This is a genomic window from Pantoea sp. B65 (assembly GCF_047308185.1).
GTDB lineage: Bacteria > Pseudomonadota > Gammaproteobacteria > Enterobacterales > Enterobacteriaceae > Erwinia.
Window position 1 is genome coordinate 211,049 of the sequence record NZ_JAHXPU010000017.1, and the last position, 17,469, is coordinate 228,517.

Below are 17,469 nucleotides of genomic sequence, written 5' to 3' on the forward strand. Positions count from 1 at the left end.
AGGCGAGGCGATGATGGAAAATGTAATGACAAGACAACCCGGGATGGCTGGCGTGCTGGCTGCCGGGTTTGCCAGTAACCGGGGAGTGCTGGCTGCGGCCGCTACCGGGCTGAGTGAATTTATCAGTGATAAGGGCGGCGATGCGGACCGGATTTTCGGCGTTAGCGGTATCGATCCGGAACTGCTGGCCAGCCCGACGCTTAGCCTCGGACTGATTAACTATTGTCGGGTGCTGGAAGAAGCGGCGCGTTCCTCTGGTTTTGATAACTTCGGTTTGCACTACGGCAAGCAGTTTAAACCGCAGTCATTAGGTCTGATTGGTTATGTGGGTCTCTGCTCTGCCAATCTGGAGCAGGCGCTACAGAATGTGGTTAATGCCTTTCCTTTTCATCAGCACGACACCCTGACGCGGCTGGTGGATAAAGGGGAGTGCTGGCGCTTTGATTATCAGGTGCGGCACGGGGCGATTCTCTGCCGCCGTCAGGATGCGGAGTTAACCCTCGGCATGATTATGAATCTGATCCGCCATGTCACCGGTAAAAGCTGGTCGCCGCGGGAGGTGCACTTTGAGCATCCGCGCCCGGAGCAGTGGCATGAGCACTGTAAAGTGTTTGATGCCCCGGTCTATTTCGATCAGCCGTTTAACTCGCTGGTGATCCCCAAACGCGATCTGGCACGCGCGATGCCGGACAGCGATCCGATCCTGTTAACCGTTATGCAGGACGCAATCCGCCGTCTTAACTGCAGCGCGCCGCAGCAAAATATTGTCGATCAGGCCCGCTCGCAAGTGCATTTGTCGTTACTGCAGGGTGAACCGGTTCTGGAAGAAGTGGCGGAAAAAATGGGGCTGTCAAGCTGGTCGCTGCAGCGTCGGCTGCGTGACGAAGGCTTTAGTTTTACTGCGCTGGTGGATAAAGTGCGCTGCGAAATGGCGCGGCACTATCTGCAGCAAAAGCAGCTGCCGATTTCGGAAATGGCGCTGCTGCTGGGTTACTCGGAAGTGAGTGCTTTTTCACGCGCTTTCCGCCGCTGGTTTGGCATCAGTCCGCGCCAGTGGCGTCAGGATGAGATGGCCGGTTAGCCGGGCCTGAAATCAATCATGATTTTGCCAGGGATATGTTTGGGCGGCGGCGGCAGGTAATCTGCACTGCTTACCACTCCCCAGGCTTTTTTGCACAATACCTCATCCCCTGAAGTACTCAATACGTTGTAACGGCCATGGCGTCCCCAGCTAATGGTTAGCGTGCACTCGCGCCCGCGATAGTGGTCAGCATCGTAAAAATTACGCCGGATCCCGTACTGCATCTGAGCGTAATAGTGACAATCCTGCTGCGACATGCCCGCTGGCGGCGTGCGGCACTGTTTTTCCGCCTGTTGCTGCAACTCCCGGGCGTCAGGAGGGGGCAGTTTGGGGTGGCGACTGGGGCTGACTGACTGGCAGCCCGCCAGCATCAGTACCAGCACGGTCATTCCCGCCGCTATCATCCCTGTCCGCTGCATCGCTGGCGTCATTTTATCCCCCGGATTGCTAAAGATTTTCTCATGGCAGCCGATAGCTTACAACGTTAGCTTTCTGCTGACAGGTTATTCCAGCATTGCCTGACCATTTACAGATAATTCCCCTGCGGCCTGGCAGCAGCCAGCATTATTGGCGGCAAACAGAATAAAGCAAATCAGTTAATAACGGTAATAAATTATATTTTACATCATGATTAATCTATTTTTCGTTTAGCGGAAGTTTGTTTTATTGCTGCTTCCGGCGTGACAGGAATCTGTTTACCCCGGTTATTAATCGCGCGCTGCTGGTTTTTTAACTTCATTCATGGAACAGAAATGAAAACTCATTATCAGCTTATTGCTTTAACGTTATTGAGTAGTGCCGTTATTAGCGGCTGCGCCACAGAGTCGTCACGTGCAATAGAAGCCCCTCAGGTTACTGCTGCCAGCCAGCCGGCCTGGCAGGGGGTGAAAAGCCCGATTGCCGTGGGGAAATTTGATAATCGCTCGTCTTATATGAACGGCATCTTCTCCGATGGCGTCGATCATCTGGGTAATCAGTCCAAAACCATTCTGATCACTCATCTCCAGCAGACCGGGCGTTTTAACGTGCTCGATCGCGCCAACCTTGACGAACTGAAAGCCGAAGCAGGCTACAAGCGTAGCCTGCAGTCAATTAAAGGCGCCGATTATCTGGTGACCGGCGATATCACCGAGTTTGGCCGCAAAGAGGTCGGCGACCAGCAGCTGTTTGGCATTCTGGGCCGCGGCAAAACGCAGATTGCCTATGCCAAAGTCAACCTGAACATTGTCGATGTGGCGACCGCAGAAGTGGTTTATTCGGTGCAGGGCGCCGGAGAGTATGCCTTGTCAAATCGTGAAGTGGTTGGTTTTGGCGGTACTGCCAGCTATGACTCCACGCTAAATGGCAAAGTGATGGATCTGGCGATTCGTGAAGCGGTAAATCATCTGGTCAGCGGAATTGAATCCGGCGCCTGGCGTGCGGTTAAATAATAAACGGAGAAGAAAATGCGCATTGTGAAATATACGCTGGCAGCGGCTACGGCTCTGCTATTAACCGCCTGCGCGGAAAAAACCAGCACCACCTATTACTGGGGGGAATATCAGCCGTCATTATATAGCTATTACAAACATACGGCGGCACCGGAAAAAGAGATTGAGACGCTGAACGCGGTTATTCAGCAGGCTAATGCGAAAAATAAACCGGTAGCCCCGGGATTGCATGCGCAGCTGGGTTTGTTATATGTCAATACCGGCCACCCGGATCTGGCTTTCCGCCAGTTTACCGCGGAGAAAACCGCTTTTCCTGAGTCCTCTTTCTACATGGATTTCCTGATGCGCAACAAGCAGGGAGCAGCACAATGAAGAAAATCTTAGCCATTGCCGCACTACTGGCCACGGTTACCCTGACCGGTTGCGTGAAGAAAACCCCCTATGATTATTCAGCTTTCCGTGAAAGTAAGCCGGCCTCGATTCTGGTGCTGCCGGCGGAAAACCATACCACGGATATCAGTGCCGCCCACAGTTTTGCCTCGCTGGTGACGCAGCCGCTGGCGGAGTCCGGCTACTATGTTTTCCCGGTGGCGGTGGTGGAAGAAACCTTCAAACAGAACGGGTTAACCAATGCCAGTGATATTCGTAGCGTGCCGCCGGCAAAACTGCGCAGTATCTTTAATGCTGATGCGGCGCTGTATATCGACATTACTGATTACGGTACCAAATATATTGTTATCGACAGTGTGACGCGAGTGAGCGCCACTGCCAGACTGGTGGATTTGCGCAGCGGTAAACAGATCTGGAGTGGCCTCGCCACCGCAGCGAATAACGAGCAAGACAATGGTAATCAGGGGCTGGTTGGCATGCTGGTCACTGCGGCAGTTAAGCAGATTGCCAATAATATTAGCGATGGCGCGCACGATATTGCTGTCGTCACCAGTGACCGCTTACTGACGGCTAATAGTAATGGCGGTATTCTGCCAGGTCCGCGCGCGAAAGCGGCAAAAATCTGATCGCCAGGGGCGCCGTTGCGGCGCCCCCTGTGCCCTCAGGCCGCGGGCGTCTCCAGTTTGCTGTAGCCCAGTCCGTTAACTTTTCGCACCTTAATCTGCACCGGAATTCGCTCTTTCATCGCTTCAACATGGCTGATAACGCCGATGGTTTTACCGCTGGCATTCAGCGCATCCAGCGCATCCAGCGCGGTATCCAGCGTTTCAGCATCAAGGGTGCCAAAACCTTCATCAAGAAACAGCGACTCGATACGGGTTTTATCACTGACCAGATCGGAGAGCGCCAGCGCCAGCGCCAGACTGACGAGGAAGCTTTCTCCACCGGACAGGGTGCGGGTGTCGCGTCGGGCATCCGCCTGCCAGGTGTCGATCACCTGTAACTCCAGTGCTTCCTGCGATTTGCGCTGCAGCAGATAGCGACCATGCAGGCGGCCCAGCTGGTTATTGGCCAGCCACACCAGATGGTCGAGAGTCAGCCCCTGAGCAAACTTGCGGAATTTATCGCCGGTGGCGGAGCCAATCATCTCATTCAGCCACGCCCAGTCCTCCAGCTGCTGTTCGCCGGCGGCAATTTGTTGTAACAACCCCTGTTGCTGCTGACGTCGCTGCCGATCGCTCAACAGCTGCTGACGTGCCTGGCCCTGCTGCTGCGCATTATCGCGCACCTGCAGACGCAGGCTATCGATCTGTTCCGTGAGCCGCTCCGGTTGATCGGTAACATTGTCTGGCTGCTGCGCCTGATGCGCCATCAGCGCCTTATTTGCCTGCTGTTGCAATGCGCTGGCTTGTTGCAGGCCGCTCTCCAGCTGTTTCTGCTGCGCGCGCAGGGCGTGCGCAGTGTCATCATCCAGCAGCGCCTGAGTAAAGGCGCTCTCATCGGCAAACGGACTTTTGCTCAGCGCGCTGCTCAACTGCTGCTGCGCTTCCTGTAGTCGCGACTGTAACGACGAAAGTTGGTTATTTAGTGATTTATGCTGTCCGGTCAGTGTATTTAGCTGACTCTGCGCCGTCAGCCACAGTTGATGCTGTTCTGTACAGCGCGCCTCGGCCTGTACGGCCTGCTGCTGCAGCCGCTGTCGTACCTCCGCGATCACTTGTGCGCCAAACAGCTGCTGGCGCTGTTGTTGCATTTCGCTGCAACGCTGACGGGCGGCCGCCAGCTCGCTGTTGCCGCGCTCCAGCCGCTGTTGCAGTTCTGCCAGTTCGGCGCTATTGCTCTCCTGACGACTGTGTAATGCGGCCAGTTTGGGGCCGAGATCAGCAAGTACTTGCTCACCCTGCTGCCAGCGCTGCCACTGCTGCTGACGCTCCTGTAGCCAGCTTTCCACCGCCTCAGTGGCCGGGACGGTAAACTGCCAGGCAGCCAGTTGCTTCGTCAAATCCTCGCGCTGTTGCTGTGCCTGCTGACGTTCCGCCGATAGCTGTTTTTGCAGTTCGGCCAGTTGCTGTTGCGCATAACTCAGTTGCTGTTGGGCCAGTAGCTGTGACTGCTGCTGTTTTTGCAGCGTCTGCTGCTGGATGCCAAGCGCGTCTCTGGCCTGCTGGCAAAGCCGCGTAGCCTGCTCCAGCTGCTGCAGTGACTGTTGCAGTGCCGCTTCCTGCTGTTCCTGGCGCTGCAACCAGCTGGCGACGGCTTCGCCATCCAGCGCGGCCATATTTACCCGCGCCAGCGACTGACAGAGTTCCAGCCACTGCTGTTGCCGCTGCGCAATATCGCTGTCGGTCTGCTGGCGATCTTGTTGCTGTTTTTCCAGCTGCAGTTTAGTTAAGCGAACCTGTTCACCCTTAGCGGTGCCTTGCTCGAACAGCTGCTGCACTTCTTTTTCCAGCTGTTGCAGACGCAGCTGATTGCCGGAAAGCTCCAGCGACTGATATTCGGCGATCGCCGGATGCTGGCAGGAGCCGCACAACGGGCAAGGCTGTTGCGGTTGTAGCGCCGCACGGTACTGCGCTAAGTCAGCGATTTGTTGTTCCAGCTGGCAGCGGGTCTTCAGATCTATATGGTGCTGCTTCTTCTCTTTAAAGGCGCTGCGCAGCGCGGCCAGCTGCTGTTCATCCTGTTCCAGCTGCTGGCTCAGCGTCTGGAGTGCGGTTTGTTGTTTCTGCTGCTGCTGACTGAGCTGGATCAGTTGTGGCGAAAGCAGAGCCAACTGCTGACGTAACGGGCGTTGTTGTTGTAACTGCTGTAACCCGGCGCGCAGCACTGCTTCCGGCTGTTGCTGCTGTAACAGATTGAAGGCCTGTTCAGCCTGATTAAGCTGCTGCTGTGCCGCCTCCTGCCGGGCCTGTAACGGTGTGACCTGCTGAACCAGCTGTTCCAGCGCCTGGTTTTGCCCGGCGATAGCCTGTAACTGTTGCTGTTCACGTTGCTGCAGCGAAGTAAGTACCTGCTCGCTTTTTTGCAGGTGGTTAAAGCGCTCGCGCCACAGCAGTAAAGATTCGCCCCATTGCGCCACCTGCGCATGCTGTTCACGCCACTGCTGATGCTGTTGGCGCTGCTGCCGTAACTGGTTGATTTCCTGCTGTTGCTGCTGCTGACTCTGCTGTTTTTGCTGTTGCGTCAGCTGAAGTTCACTCAGTGCCTTGCTCAGCTGCTCACACTGCTGCTGCAGGCTGGCCAGCTGATGGTCCAGCGGGATAATCTGTTCATTAATCAGCGTCTCCTGTTGCTGACGCTGTGCCAGCAGTTGCTGACGCGACGCTTCCGCCTGCTGTTGCTGCTCGCTGAGAGTTTGCCGCCGGGCCGTCGCCTGCTGCTGCTCGGCGCTTAGTGCGTTAATTTGCTGTTCCAGAACAATAATGTCCTGCTGATACTGGTTGCGCTGCTGCCACAACGGACGCAGCTTCTCTGCCGGTTCCGCCTGCGCCAGTCGTTGCAGTTGCGGCTGCGCCTGATGGCAGGCCGTTTCTGCCTGCTGAAGCCGCTGTTGAGCCTGCTGGCAATCCTGCTGTAACCGCTGTTGTTGGGTCAGCCACTGCTGTTGAAACTGCAAGCCGTTCAGTGACTGAGTGAGTACTTGCTCCTGCGAAATCAGTTGATCCAGCTGCTGTTGCAGTGCCTGGCGCGCCTCTTCATCCAACAGCGCCATGCCGGAAGCCTGCGCGCGCAAATTATCCAGCGCGATACGCGTACTTTTATGGCGTTCGAATACCTCCACCGAGAGGCGACCATAGATTTCGGTGCCGGTCAGCTCTTCCAGCAGCTCTGCCCGTTCACTGGCTTTAGCATTGAGGAAGGCGGCGAACTGACCCTGCGACAGCATCATCGATTTGGTAAAACGATTAAAATCGAGGCCGGTAAGGGTTTCGGTCATCTTCAGCTTGTCGTTGACCTTATCGGCGACAATGCTGTTATCGGCGCAACGCGCCAGCTCGACGCGCGGCGCCTGCAGATTGCCATCCAGCGCGCCACGCGCACGATTCTGGCTCCAGAATGCGCGCCAGGCGACGCCTTTCACTTCAAATTCGACTTCAGCCAGACATTCGGCGGTATCGCGGGTAATCAAATCATTCTGCGACTGGCTGATGCCGCCGAGGCGTGACGTCTGGTGATACAGCGCCAGGCAGATGGCATCCAGCAGAGTGGTTTTACCGGCGCCGGTCGGGCCGGTGATGGCAAACAGACCGTTGCTGGCAAAGGGCTCGGCGGTAAAGTCGATTTTCCATTCGCCTTTCAGCGAATTCAGATTTTTAAAGCGCAGCGTTAAAATTTTCATTGCTGTTCCTCGCTGCGAACCGCATCCAGGGTGGTGGCAAACAGCTGCTGTATTCGCTGTTGCCGCTGCGTGTCGCTGCTCTCTTCCTGTGCCAGCCGTCGGCTGAAAACCTCTTCGACACTGAGTTCATTCAGGGTTTCGTTATTCTGACGTGCGATAACATTGTCGCGCTGCTCACGACTGCGGCGCAGTAGTACCACCTCGACCGGCAGGTCGTCGGTCAGCTGCTGGATGCGCCGCTGAATATCGTTAAGGTAATCTTCGGTGACAATTTCAATATCCAGCCAGACGTTGCTGCTGGCCGTGGTGAATTGTGTCAGTTGCTGTTCGATCTGCGCCAGCGTGCCTTTAATCATGCACATTGGCTGAAATAGCGGGATTGGCAATGGCTCCACCCGAACCCGTTGCTGGCCAGCAAACTCGACCAGGAACACGCTTTTCGCTTTACCGGTTTCATCGAAACTCAGCGGGATTGGCGAGCCGCTATAGCGGATATGCTCGCTGTCGGCAACGCGCTGGGCGCGGTGAATATGCCCCAGCGCAATATAGTCGGCGGGAGGGAACGCCTGCGCCGGAAAAGCATCCAGCGTGCCAATATAGATATCACGTACCGCGTCACTTTTGCTGACGCCGACCGTGGTAAGGTGACCGGTAGCAATAATCGGTAATGGTAACGCCAGCGCCTCGCGCTGGCGCAACGCCTGCTGATAACAGCGCTGATAGTGTTCGCTAATCGCTTCCTGCAGGCTTTGCTGTTTCTCGCGTCCTGATTGTCCGGCCTGGCTGCGCAGGATATCGCGCGGGCGTAAAAAGGGAATGGCGCAGAGTAACGCCGCCGGATTGCCCTGGCGATCGTTTAGCAGCAATACCTGGTCGGCAATCTGTTCACTGGCGGCCGCGATGACACGGGTATTCAGGCAGGCCAGCAGATCGCGCGATTCATTTAGCGTGGCGACCGAATCGTGATTGCCGCCCAGTACGACCAGCTGGCAGCCGGTTCGCTGTAGCTGCACAATAAAACGGTTATACAGTTCACGCGCATAGCTCGGCGGTGAGCCGGTATCAAAGATATCACCGGCGACAATGACCGCATCGATTTGATGTTCTTCTACGGCCAGGATCAGCCAGTCGAGAAACGCCTGATGTTCCGGCGCGCGGCTTTTAGTGTAGAAGAACTGGCCGAGGTGCCAGTCCGCGGTGTGGATGATGCGCATAGAACTCCCTGCATATCGGTGATACTGCAATTCACATGATTCAGGATACAAACGGTAACCTGAGAGGGCGATTATAAACAGAGTGGCCGAAAAGCGGGTGAGCAATTGCCAAATCTGGTTTCACAAAAGTGTGACAAACCGGATTCCGGGGCGTGCTTTTTTCATAAAACTGTCATAAAACTGACGCATAATGGCGCCGCGAACCCCAGTGACAAACCGGTCACATCAGCAGGAGCAATAATGGCTAAGCGCATTCTGGTAGTCGAAGATGAAGCCCCAATTCGTGAGATGTTGTGTTTCGTCCTTGAGCAAAATGACTATCAACCGATAGAAGCGGAAGATTATGACAGTGCGATAAATTTACTGATCGAACCGTGGCCAGATCTGATCCTTCTTGACTGGATGCTGCCAGGCGGCAGCGGCATTCAATTTATTAAACACCTGAAGCGTGAAGCCATGACGCGCGATATTCCGGTGATGATGCTGACCGCGCGCGGCGAAGAAGAAGACCGGGTGCGGGGGCTGGAAGTGGGCGCGGATGATTACATCACCAAACCTTTTTCGCCCAAAGAGTTAGTCGCGCGAATTAAAGCGGTGATGCGCCGTATCTCGCCAATGGCGGTTGAAGAAGTGATCGAGATGCAGGGGCTGAGCCTCGATCCCTCATCACACCGGGTGATGGCTGAAACCACCCCGCTGGATATGGGGCCGACCGAATATAAATTACTGCATTTCTTTATGACGCATCCTGAGCGTGTCTACAGCCGTGAACAGCTGCTGAATCACGTCTGGGGTACCAATGTTTATGTTGAAGATCGCACTGTCGATGTTCACATCCGCCGTTTGCGTAAGGCGCTGGAAGTCACCGGCCACGATCGTATGGTGCAAACGGTGCGCGGAACGGGGTATCGTTTCTCCGCTCGTTTTTGATCGGAGTCTGAACCGTGCTGGAACGCCTCTCCTGGAAGAGATTGCTGCTGGAACTATTGCTGGCCTGTCTGCCGGCACTGATACTGGGTCTGCTGTTCGGCTATTTGCCGTGGTGGCTGTTAGTGTCAGTGCTCGGCGTGCTCGGCTGGCACTTCTATAATTTACTGCGCCTGTCGCACTGGCTGTGGGTCGACCGCACCATGACGCCGCCTGCCGGTCACGCCAGCTGGGAGCCATTGTTCTATGGCCTCTATCAAATGCAACTGCGTAACCGTCGTCGTCGGCGCGAGCTGGGTAACCTGATCAAACGTTTTCGCAGCGGCGCCGAATCGTTGCCGGATGCGGTAGTGCTGACCACCGAAGAGGGCAATATTTTCTGGTGTAACGGGTTGGCGCAGCAACACCTCGGGCTGCGCTGGCCGGAAGATAATGGCCAAAATATCCTGAACCTGCTGCGTTATCCGGAGTTTTCCCGTTATCTGCGTCAGCGCGACTTTGCCCGGCCGTTAACCCTGGTGCTGAATAATCATCGTCATTTAGAGTTCCGCGTAATGCCTTACAGCGAAGGTCAGTGGTTGCTGGTGGCGCGTGACGTCACCCAGAAGCATCAGCTGGAAGGGGCGCGGCGAAACTTTTTCGCCAACGTCAGCCATGAGCTGCGCACGCCGCTAACCGTGCTGCAGGGCTATCTGGAGATGATGAATGATGCGGTGTTGGAAGGTCCCTCGCGTAACAAAGCGCTGCACACCATGCAGGAACAGACGCGACGGATGGACAGTCTGGTAAAACAGCTACTGACTCTGTCACGTATCGAGGCAGCTCCGGCGATTGATCTGCAGGAGAAAGTCGATGTGCCGATGATGTTACGGCTGGTACAGCGCGAAGCGGAAACCCTGAGTAACGGACGTCATGAAATTCATTTTCATACCGATCCGCATCTGCAGGTGTTTGGCAACGATGATCAACTGCGCAGCGCCATCTCTAACCTGGTGTATAACGCGGTGAACCATACGCCATCCGGCACCCGGATTGATATCAGCTGGTTACGCGATAAAACCGGCGCGCACTTTGCGGTAAAAGATAACGGGCCGGGTATTGCCGCTGAGCATATCCCACGTCTTACCGAGCGTTTTTATCGCGTGGATAAGGCGCGCTCCCGCTCCACCGGCGGCAGTGGCCTCGGGCTGGCGATCGTCAAGCATGCGTTAAGCCACCATAATTCGCGGCTGGATATTACCAGTATTCCGGATATTCAGACCTGCTTCAGTTTTACGCTGGCGCCACGGTTGATTGTTCATGCGGAATTGCCGGAGAATGCTACGCGTTGACCATTAACAGGCGCAAAGCATGAAACAACTGATTCTGATGGCGCTACTGCTGCTGTCTGCGACGGCGACGGCAAAAGAGGGGATGCTGGCGGGAAATCTCACCAGTGTCGGCTCTGATACGCTGGGGAATTTAATGGCGCTGTGGGGCGAGAATTTTAATCGTCAGTATCCCGGCGTTAATGTGCAGATTCAGGCGGCCGGTTCTTCTACTGCACCTACCGCGCTGGCGGCTGGCGCCGCGCAACTGGGGGCGATGAGCCGTCCGATGCAGGCCGGAGAACGTCAGTTGTTTGCTGATAAGTATGGCTATGCGCCGCTGGCGATACCGGTCGCGATGGATGCGCTGGTGGTGATGGTGAATCAGGACAATCCGCTAACGGCGATCGACAGTCAGCAGCTGGACGCGGTGTTTTCAGCGACGCGTCGCTGTGGCGCGACGACGGTGCCGGAAAAATGGGGCGATCTGCAACTGAAATCTGCACTGTGGCAGCAGCGCGCGCTGCAACGTTTTGGCCGTAACTCCGCTTCCGGCACCTGGGGTTTTTTTAAACAGCAGGCGTTGTGCGGCGGTGATTTTCGCCGTGATGTCAGTGAGTATCCCGGCTCGGCGGCGGTGGTGCAGGCAGTTGCCGCCACGCTTAACGGTATTGGTTACGCCAGTATCGGTTTTCATATTAGCGGGGTAAAAACGCTGGCCATTGCGCGTGATGGCGCGGCGGCGGTGAGTCCGAGCACCGAAAATATTCGTAACGGTAGTTATCCGTACAGTCGTCCGCTGTATATCTACGTTAATAAGGCGCCGGGTAAGCCGCTGGAACCACTGACCCGTGCTTTTCTGCTACAGGCCATTTCCGCGCAGGGGCAGGAGCTGGTGAAGCGCGCGGGCTATTTACCGCTTTCGGATACGCAGCTGCATCAGGCGCAGGCGTTAATCAATGGCTCCCCTCTGTAGGGCGGATTGATGCCGCCCGCACCGCCATGATGAATTTTATTCATCACCGATGAAATATCCTCTGTTGCACCTGAAGAATGCTCATGTCACTCTGCTTTCAGACATATAGACATCCAGAAGTCTGAGAATAACCAAGAGTAACTATTTCACAGGTAAATTATGCGCCGCGCGCATAAGCCAGGAGTTTATTAACATGCAAAGAACCACCGCGCCATTCCGTGCCGATATTGTTGGCAGTTTCCTGCGTCCGGCAGCGATTAAACAGGCGCGCGAACAGTTTGCCGCAGGAAAAATTGATGCCACTGCCTTGCGTCAGATTGAAGATGAAGCCATTCGCCATGTGGTCAGCCAGCAACGCGCCTGTGGTTTACCGGTGGTAACCGACGGCGAGTTTCGCCGCGCATGGTGGCACTTTGACTTTTTCGACGGCCTGCAGGGGGTTGAGCGTTATGAGTCTGAGCAGGGCATTCAGTTTAACGGCGTCCAGACCAAAGCCCATGGCATTCGGGTGATCGGCAAGCTGGGGTTCGGCGAACATCCGATGCTGGCAGATTTCCGCTACCTGCAGAGTGTCAGTGGCGACGCGGTAGCGAAAATGACCATTCCCAGCCCGAGCGTGTTGCATTTCCGGGGCGGTCGCAAAGCGATTGATGCCAGTGTTTATCCACAGCTGGATGCCTATTTTGACGACCTGGCGCAGACTTATCGCGACGCGATTAAAGCCTTTTACGCGGCAGGCTGTCGCTATCTGCAGCTGGATGATACCGTCTGGGCATATCTGTGTTCCGACGATCAGAAACGTCAGATCCGCGAACGCGGGGAAGATCCACAGGAGCTGGCGCGTATTTATGCCCGGGTGCTGAATCAGGCGATTGAAGGGAAACCGGACGATTTAACCATTGGTCTGCATGTGTGCCGGGGTAACTTCCGTTCCACCTGGATCTCGGAAGGGGGCTACGAGCCGGTAGCCGAAATTCTGTTTGGCACGGTGAATGTCGACGCCTTCTTCCTTGAATATGACAACGAACGTTCCGGTGGCTTTGAGCCGTTGCGTTTTATCCGGCCGGGCAATCAGCAGGTGGTACTGGGACTGATCACCACCAAAAACGGTGAGCTGGAGCAGGCGGAAACTGTGCAGCAGCGTATTACTGAAGCGACGAAGTTTGTCGATCTGAGCCAGATTTGCCTGAGTCCACAGTGTGGTTTCGCCTCAACCGAAGAGGGCAACAGCCTGACGGAAGAGCAGCAGTGGGCGAAGTTGCGGCTGGTGGTTGATATCGCGAAAAAGCTCTGGTAGCTGGCGTAAAGTTGTGCAGACAGGCGCGTTTATACGCGCCTTTTGTGCATTAAAAACCGATTAATGACCAATTTAACCTCACGCTGTGCAGAAAAAATACAAATCATGTAATGCGCTTTTGTTATATTCTGAAGTGATGCACTGCTTTAAATGATTTATCCGATATATCACTCTGCTTTTTCGATCCCGTATTGCCTTTACCCGCTATAAAAGTTCTACTTAGCGCCGTTGTCGATTCATCCCCTGTGAACAGAAGAAAATCAGCTCAAATCACCTGCACGTCAGGCCATCAGTAAGCATATTGCTCTGTAGTTGTCTGAACTATTGATAATTTTTAGCGTGCTGTCGGATTCGCAACGTTTAAACACAACTTTCACGCAACATCAGTTACAGGCAATTCGGCTTTATGACACATCGTTTAGCTCCAAAAGATATCCTCGCGCTGGGTTTCATGACCTTCGCCCTGTTTGTCGGCGCGGGCAATATTATTTTCCCCCCGATGGTGGGAATTCAGTCCGGGGAACACGTCTGGGTTGCGGCTCTGGGCTTCCTGATCACCGCGGTGGGTTTACCGGTGATCACCGTAATTGCGCTGGCACGGGTTGGCGGCGGTATTGACGCGCTGAGCTCGCCAATCGGCAAAGCCGCCGGTCTGCTACTGGCTACCGTCTGCTATCTGGCGGTGGGGCCGTTGTTTGCCACGCCACGAACCGCAACGGTTTCGTTTGAAGTCGGTATCGCGCCGATTACCGGTGAAGGCCCGTTGCCGCTATTTATCTACAGCGTGGTCTACTTTGTGCTGGTGATGGCTATCTCCCTCTATCCGGGTAAGCTGCTCGACACCGTCGGCCATATTCTGGCGCCGCTGAAAATTGTCGCGCTGACGGTACTGGGGCTGGCCGCACTGATGTGGCCGGCGGGCGGCGTTACGCCGGCCAGCGAAGCGTATCAGTATGCTGCTTTCTCCAGCGGTTTTGTGAATGGTTATCTGACCATGGATACCCTCGGGGCGCTGGTGTTCGGTATTGTTATCGTCAATGCGGCGCGTTCACGCGGCGTTAGCGATAATCGGCTGCTGACGCGCTATACCATACTCGCTGGTCTGATTGCCGGTATGGGTTTGACGCTGGTTTATCTCAGTCTGTTTAAACTCGGCTCCGGCAGCGGTGCGCTGGTCGATCAGCATGCTAATGGCGCGGCGATTTTACACGCCTATGTGCAGCAGACCTTTGGCAACATGGGCAGCCTGTTCCTGGCGGCGCTGATTTTCGTCGCCTGTATGGTCACGGCGGTTGGCCTGACCTGTGCCTGCGCCGAGTTCTTCGCGCAGTGTCTGCCGCTCTCCTATCGTACGCTGGTATTTATTCTCGGTCTGTTCTCGATGCTGGTATCAAACCTTGGGCTGAGTCATCTGATTCAGATCTCGATTCCGGTACTGACCGCCATCTACCCGCCTTGTATTGTGCTGGTGGTACTGAGCTTTACTCTGAGCTGGTGGCATAAAAGCAGTCGTATCATTGCGCCGACCATGCTGGTCAGCCTGCTATTCGGCATTATTGATGCGACGAAAACCACCAACTTTAAAGATATTTTGCCTGTCTGGGGTCAGCATCTGCCGCTGGCCGATCAGGGATTGGCCTGGTTGCCGCCGTCACTGGCAATGCTGGTTCTGGTTGCGCTGTATGACCGGCTACTGGGACGTCAGCAAGTGACTGCTCACCAGCAGTAATCCAGCAGGTTGTTTTATAACCACGGGCTTGCCCGTGGTTTTTTCATTTCCACAGGTGATAAGTCGCTATGCAAGAAACGAACAAGCTCAAACGCGGACTGAGCACACGCCATATACGGTTTATGGCTTTGGGATCGGCTATTGGTACCGGGCTGTTTTACGGCTCCGCTGACGCGATAAAAATGGCCGGGCCAAGTGTCCTACTGGCCTACATCATTGGCGGCGCAGTGGCCTATATTATCATGCGTGCGCTGGGAGAGATGTCGGTCAACAATCCGCAGGCCAGTTCGTTTTCGCGCTATGCCCAGGATTATCTCGGTCCGCTGGCGGGCTATATCACCGGCTGGACCTACTGTTTTGAAATTCTGATTGTCGCCATTGCCGATGTAACCGCCTTTGGTATTTATATGGGCGTCTGGTTCCCGGACGTGCCGCACTGGATATGGGTGCTAAGCGTGGTGCTGATTATTGGCGGTATCAATCTGCTGAGCGTCAGGGTGTTTGGCGAGGTAGAGTTCTGGTTCTCGTTCTTTAAAGTTGCCACCATCATTATTATGATCCTTGCCGGCTTTGGCATCATTATCTGGGGGATTGGCAACGGCGGTCAGCCGACCGGTATCCATAATCTGTGGAGCAATGGCGGCTTTTTTGCCCATGGTATTGTCGGTATGTTGCTGTCGCTGCAGATGGTGATGTTTGCTTACGGTGGTATTGAGATTATCGGTATTACCGCCGGTGAAGCTGAAGAGCCGGAGAAGTCGATTCCCCGCGCAATTAACTCAGTACCGCTGCGTATCCTGGTGTTCTATGTCGGCACGCTGTTTGTAATTATGTCGATCTACCCGTGGAACCAGGTGGGCACCGCCGGTAGTCCGTTCGTTCTCACTTTCCAGCATCTGGGGATTGCCGCGGCGGCCTCATTGCTGAATTTTGTGGTGATCACCGCTTCACTGTCGGCGATTAACAGCGACGTATTCGGCGTCGGGCGTATGCTGCACGGCATGGCGGAGCAGGGTCATGCGCCGAAGATGTTTATGAAAGTATCACGGCGCGGCATTCCGTGGGTGACGGTGCTGGTGATGATGCTGGCAATGCTGGTGGCGGTTTATCTTAACTACCTGATGCCGGAGAAAGTGTTCCTGGTGATTGCCTCGCTGGCGACCTTTGCCACGGTGTGGGTCTGGATTATGATCCTCTGCTCGCAGATCGCTTTCCGCCGCAAACTGAGCGCTGAAGAAGCGCGGGCGCTGAAATTTGCCGTGCCGGGTGGCGCCTTTACCGCCATGGTCGGTGTGGCGTTCCTGGTGTTTATTATCGGCCTGATTGGTTACTTCCCGGATACCCGCGTATCACTGTATGTCGGTATGGTGTGGATTGTGCTGCTGCTGGCAGGCTATATGATTAAACAGCGTCTCAGTCGTCAGTAACCACTTACTGGCCGGGCAGACGCCCGGCCAGCTGCTATTACTCTCCGCTATAATTCACTTTACTGACGGCACTGCCATCAATACTTGCCGTTATCCGCCTGATGGTGCTCGGGTATGGGCACAGCGTACCTACCGCCGTCAGTTGACAATCTTTGCCACTTAACTCCTGTTTCAGCTGCGGATGTTGCTGATCGATCGTCTGCAATGCGCGGATCTGATCGAGCGTTTGCGCCTGGAAATAGATGCGGATAAACCGCTGCTGGCTGCGACTGTCACGCCAGCGTTCAAACACCAGACTGCTGGCGGGTGGAATATTGCCGCGCGGATAGTTACCGAGCTGCCAGCTGAAATTCAGCATCGTGCGCAGGTAAGAGATATTGGTATCGTGCGCCACATACAGCAACCAGCGGACGTCCGGCGGCGCATCACGCTGTGGCGTGACGCCCTGTTGCAGGGCCTTGCTGATTTGATCCATTAACATCGAGCCGCCGCGCCGGGCGATATAAGGTACATCACTGGTAAAGTCATATTTTGCCGTCAGCAGCGGCATCAGTTTTGCCACTTCATCCGCCGAGCGCGCATGGCCAAAAGCCACCTGTGGCTTTGGCTGGTTTTCACTCCATGCCAGGCGGAAGGTTTCGGCCATATTGGCCAGCGTGCTGAGGCCGGAAACGGTAAAGCGGCCATCGTCCTCCTGCTTAATCTGCCAGCGTTTGTCGAACGCCGGGCAGGGGCTGGCAGGCTGGCAAACGGCTTCCTTTAGTCGTGCGACTTCTGGCGCCAGTTGCTGTTCAGCTGCCGACAGGCTGCCACCCATGGCGGTCAGAATTCCGGCGCGGGCTTTGGCCGCATCCAGTTTCGCCAGCCCCATCTGGTCGCTTTGGAATAGCGGATCGTTGTCAGTGGCCAGCGAGTGGATTGCCACGCCGCAGCCGGGAAAGGCGCCGTCGGTCAGCGCCTTCGCCGTGGCCCGGGTGCGTTGCAGCGGACTGGCCCAGACAAATAGCGCGCCCGGTTCCGGGCAGCCGCGGGTCAGCAGGCCATATTGACGATAGTAGCTGCCGTTATACTGTCCTTTGATGACCGCAGCGCTGTAGCCGTGGCCGGTCAGCTCACCCTCTGCGGTCAGCCACTGCGGCCACTGGCGCGCGGTTCCGGCCGCCATGGCCTGGGTATTGGATGGCGTTGGCGGCCGTACGCCGTGACGACTGATTTCCACTACTTTTTCCAGAATATATTGCGGTTGCGCGCCGGCGCTGAAACTCAGTAATGCCAGTAAGCTGGTCAATAACAGGCGTAGCGATGCCGTCTGTTTTATTAACATAATCCGTTCCTTAATCGTTAATATCGCG

14 protein-coding genes are annotated in these 17,469 nt (G+C 55.5%); 10 read left to right on the forward strand and 4 right to left on the reverse strand.

The features are described from left to right. The first annotated feature begins 25 nt into the window (after nucleotides 1-25). Entirely contained in the window at nucleotides 26-1,081 is a 1,056-nt protein-coding gene (locus JWF83_RS07925) for an AraC family transcriptional regulator (RefSeq protein WP_413649640.1), read from the forward strand. Here the strand turns inward: JWF83_RS07925 and JWF83_RS07930 are convergent. Beyond that, nucleotides 1,078-1,512, reverse strand: coding sequence for a cell envelope integrity TolA C-terminal domain-containing protein (locus JWF83_RS07930; protein WP_413649641.1), 435 nt, complete (start codon nucleotides 1,510-1,512; stop codon nucleotides 1,078-1,080). The two genes, JWF83_RS07925 and JWF83_RS07930, sit on opposite strands and share 4 nt — an antisense overlap. A 321-nt stretch (nucleotides 1,513-1,833) precedes the next feature. On the opposite strand from JWF83_RS07930, the gene JWF83_RS07935 reads away from it, so the two are divergent. The 3 genes from JWF83_RS07935 to JWF83_RS07945 are packed head-to-tail and all read left to right on the forward strand — an operon-like array spanning nucleotide 1,834 to nucleotide 3,527. Further along, on the forward strand, nucleotides 1,834-2,511 hold the full coding sequence (locus JWF83_RS07935; RefSeq protein WP_413649642.1) for a CsgG/HfaB family protein: 678 nt from the start codon (nucleotides 1,834-1,836) through the stop codon (nucleotides 2,509-2,511). A 15-nt stretch (nucleotides 2,512-2,526) separates the two neighbouring features. Next, nucleotides 2,527-2,883 carry a DUF4810 domain-containing protein gene (locus JWF83_RS07940; protein WP_413649643.1) on the forward strand — a complete coding sequence of 119 codons (357 nt, stop codon included), beginning with the start codon at nucleotides 2,527-2,529 and terminating at the stop codon, nucleotides 2,881-2,883. Continuing rightward, nucleotides 2,880-3,527 carry a DUF799 domain-containing protein gene (locus tag JWF83_RS07945; RefSeq protein WP_413649644.1) on the forward strand — a complete coding sequence of 216 codons (648 nt, stop codon included), beginning with the start codon at nucleotides 2,880-2,882 and terminating at the stop codon, nucleotides 3,525-3,527. The genes JWF83_RS07940 and JWF83_RS07945 overlap by 4 nt, the downstream gene beginning before the upstream one ends. 35 nt (nucleotides 3,528-3,562) lie before the next feature. Here the strand turns inward: JWF83_RS07945 and JWF83_RS07950 are convergent, their stop codons facing one another. Both JWF83_RS07950 and sbcD read right to left on the reverse strand, forming a co-directional pair. Further along, nucleotides 3,563-7,240 (reverse strand): SbcC/MukB-like Walker B domain-containing protein, encoded by a 3,678-nt coding sequence (locus JWF83_RS07950; RefSeq protein ID WP_413649645.1) that lies wholly within the window; start codon nucleotides 7,238-7,240, stop codon nucleotides 3,563-3,565. Beyond that, nucleotides 7,237-8,454 (reverse strand): exonuclease subunit SbcD, encoded by a 1,218-nt coding sequence (gene sbcD / locus JWF83_RS07955; RefSeq protein WP_413649646.1) that lies wholly within the window; start codon nucleotides 8,452-8,454, stop codon nucleotides 7,237-7,239. The genes JWF83_RS07950 and sbcD overlap by 4 nt, the downstream gene beginning before the upstream one ends. A 240-nt stretch (nucleotides 8,455-8,694) precedes the next feature. On the opposite strand from sbcD, the gene phoB reads away from it, so the two are divergent. The 6 genes from phoB (at nucleotide 8,695) to proY (ending at nucleotide 16,117) form a co-directional block, all read left to right on the forward strand. After that, nucleotides 8,695-9,384, forward strand: coding sequence for a phosphate response regulator transcription factor PhoB (gene phoB / locus JWF83_RS07960; RefSeq protein ID WP_413649647.1), 690 nt, complete (start codon nucleotides 8,695-8,697; stop codon nucleotides 9,382-9,384). Nucleotides 9,385-9,398: 14 nt separating this feature from the next. Further along, nucleotides 9,399-10,712 (forward strand): phosphate regulon sensor histidine kinase PhoR, encoded by a 1,314-nt coding sequence (gene phoR, locus JWF83_RS07965; protein ID WP_413649648.1) that lies wholly within the window; start codon nucleotides 9,399-9,401, stop codon nucleotides 10,710-10,712. Nucleotides 10,713-10,731: 19 nt separating this feature from the next. Further along, entirely contained in the window at nucleotides 10,732-11,664 is a 933-nt protein-coding gene (locus JWF83_RS07970) for a PstS family phosphate ABC transporter substrate-binding protein (protein WP_413649649.1), read from the forward strand. 193 nt (nucleotides 11,665-11,857) lie between these two features. After that, a complete protein-coding gene (locus JWF83_RS07975; RefSeq protein WP_413649650.1) occupies nucleotides 11,858-12,961 on the forward strand; it encodes a cobalamin-independent methionine synthase II family protein in 1,104 nt (367 codons plus the stop codon). Between the two features lie 406 nt (nucleotides 12,962-13,367). Then, nucleotides 13,368-14,690 carry a branched-chain amino acid transport system II carrier protein gene (gene brnQ, locus JWF83_RS07980; RefSeq protein ID WP_413649651.1) on the forward strand — a complete coding sequence of 441 codons (1,323 nt, stop codon included), beginning with the start codon at nucleotides 13,368-13,370 and terminating at the stop codon, nucleotides 14,688-14,690. A gap of 68 nt (nucleotides 14,691-14,758) precedes the next feature. Further along, on the forward strand, nucleotides 14,759-16,117 hold the full coding sequence (gene proY, locus JWF83_RS07985; RefSeq protein WP_413649652.1) for a proline-specific permease ProY: 1,359 nt from the start codon (nucleotides 14,759-14,761) through the stop codon (nucleotides 16,115-16,117). 37 nt (nucleotides 16,118-16,154) lie between these two features. On the opposite strand, the gene JWF83_RS07990 is transcribed toward proY, so the two are convergent. Then, a complete protein-coding gene (locus JWF83_RS07990; protein WP_413649653.1) occupies nucleotides 16,155-17,441 on the reverse strand; it encodes a histidine-type phosphatase in 1,287 nt (428 codons plus the stop codon). Nucleotides 17,442-17,469: the final 28 nt, after the last annotated feature.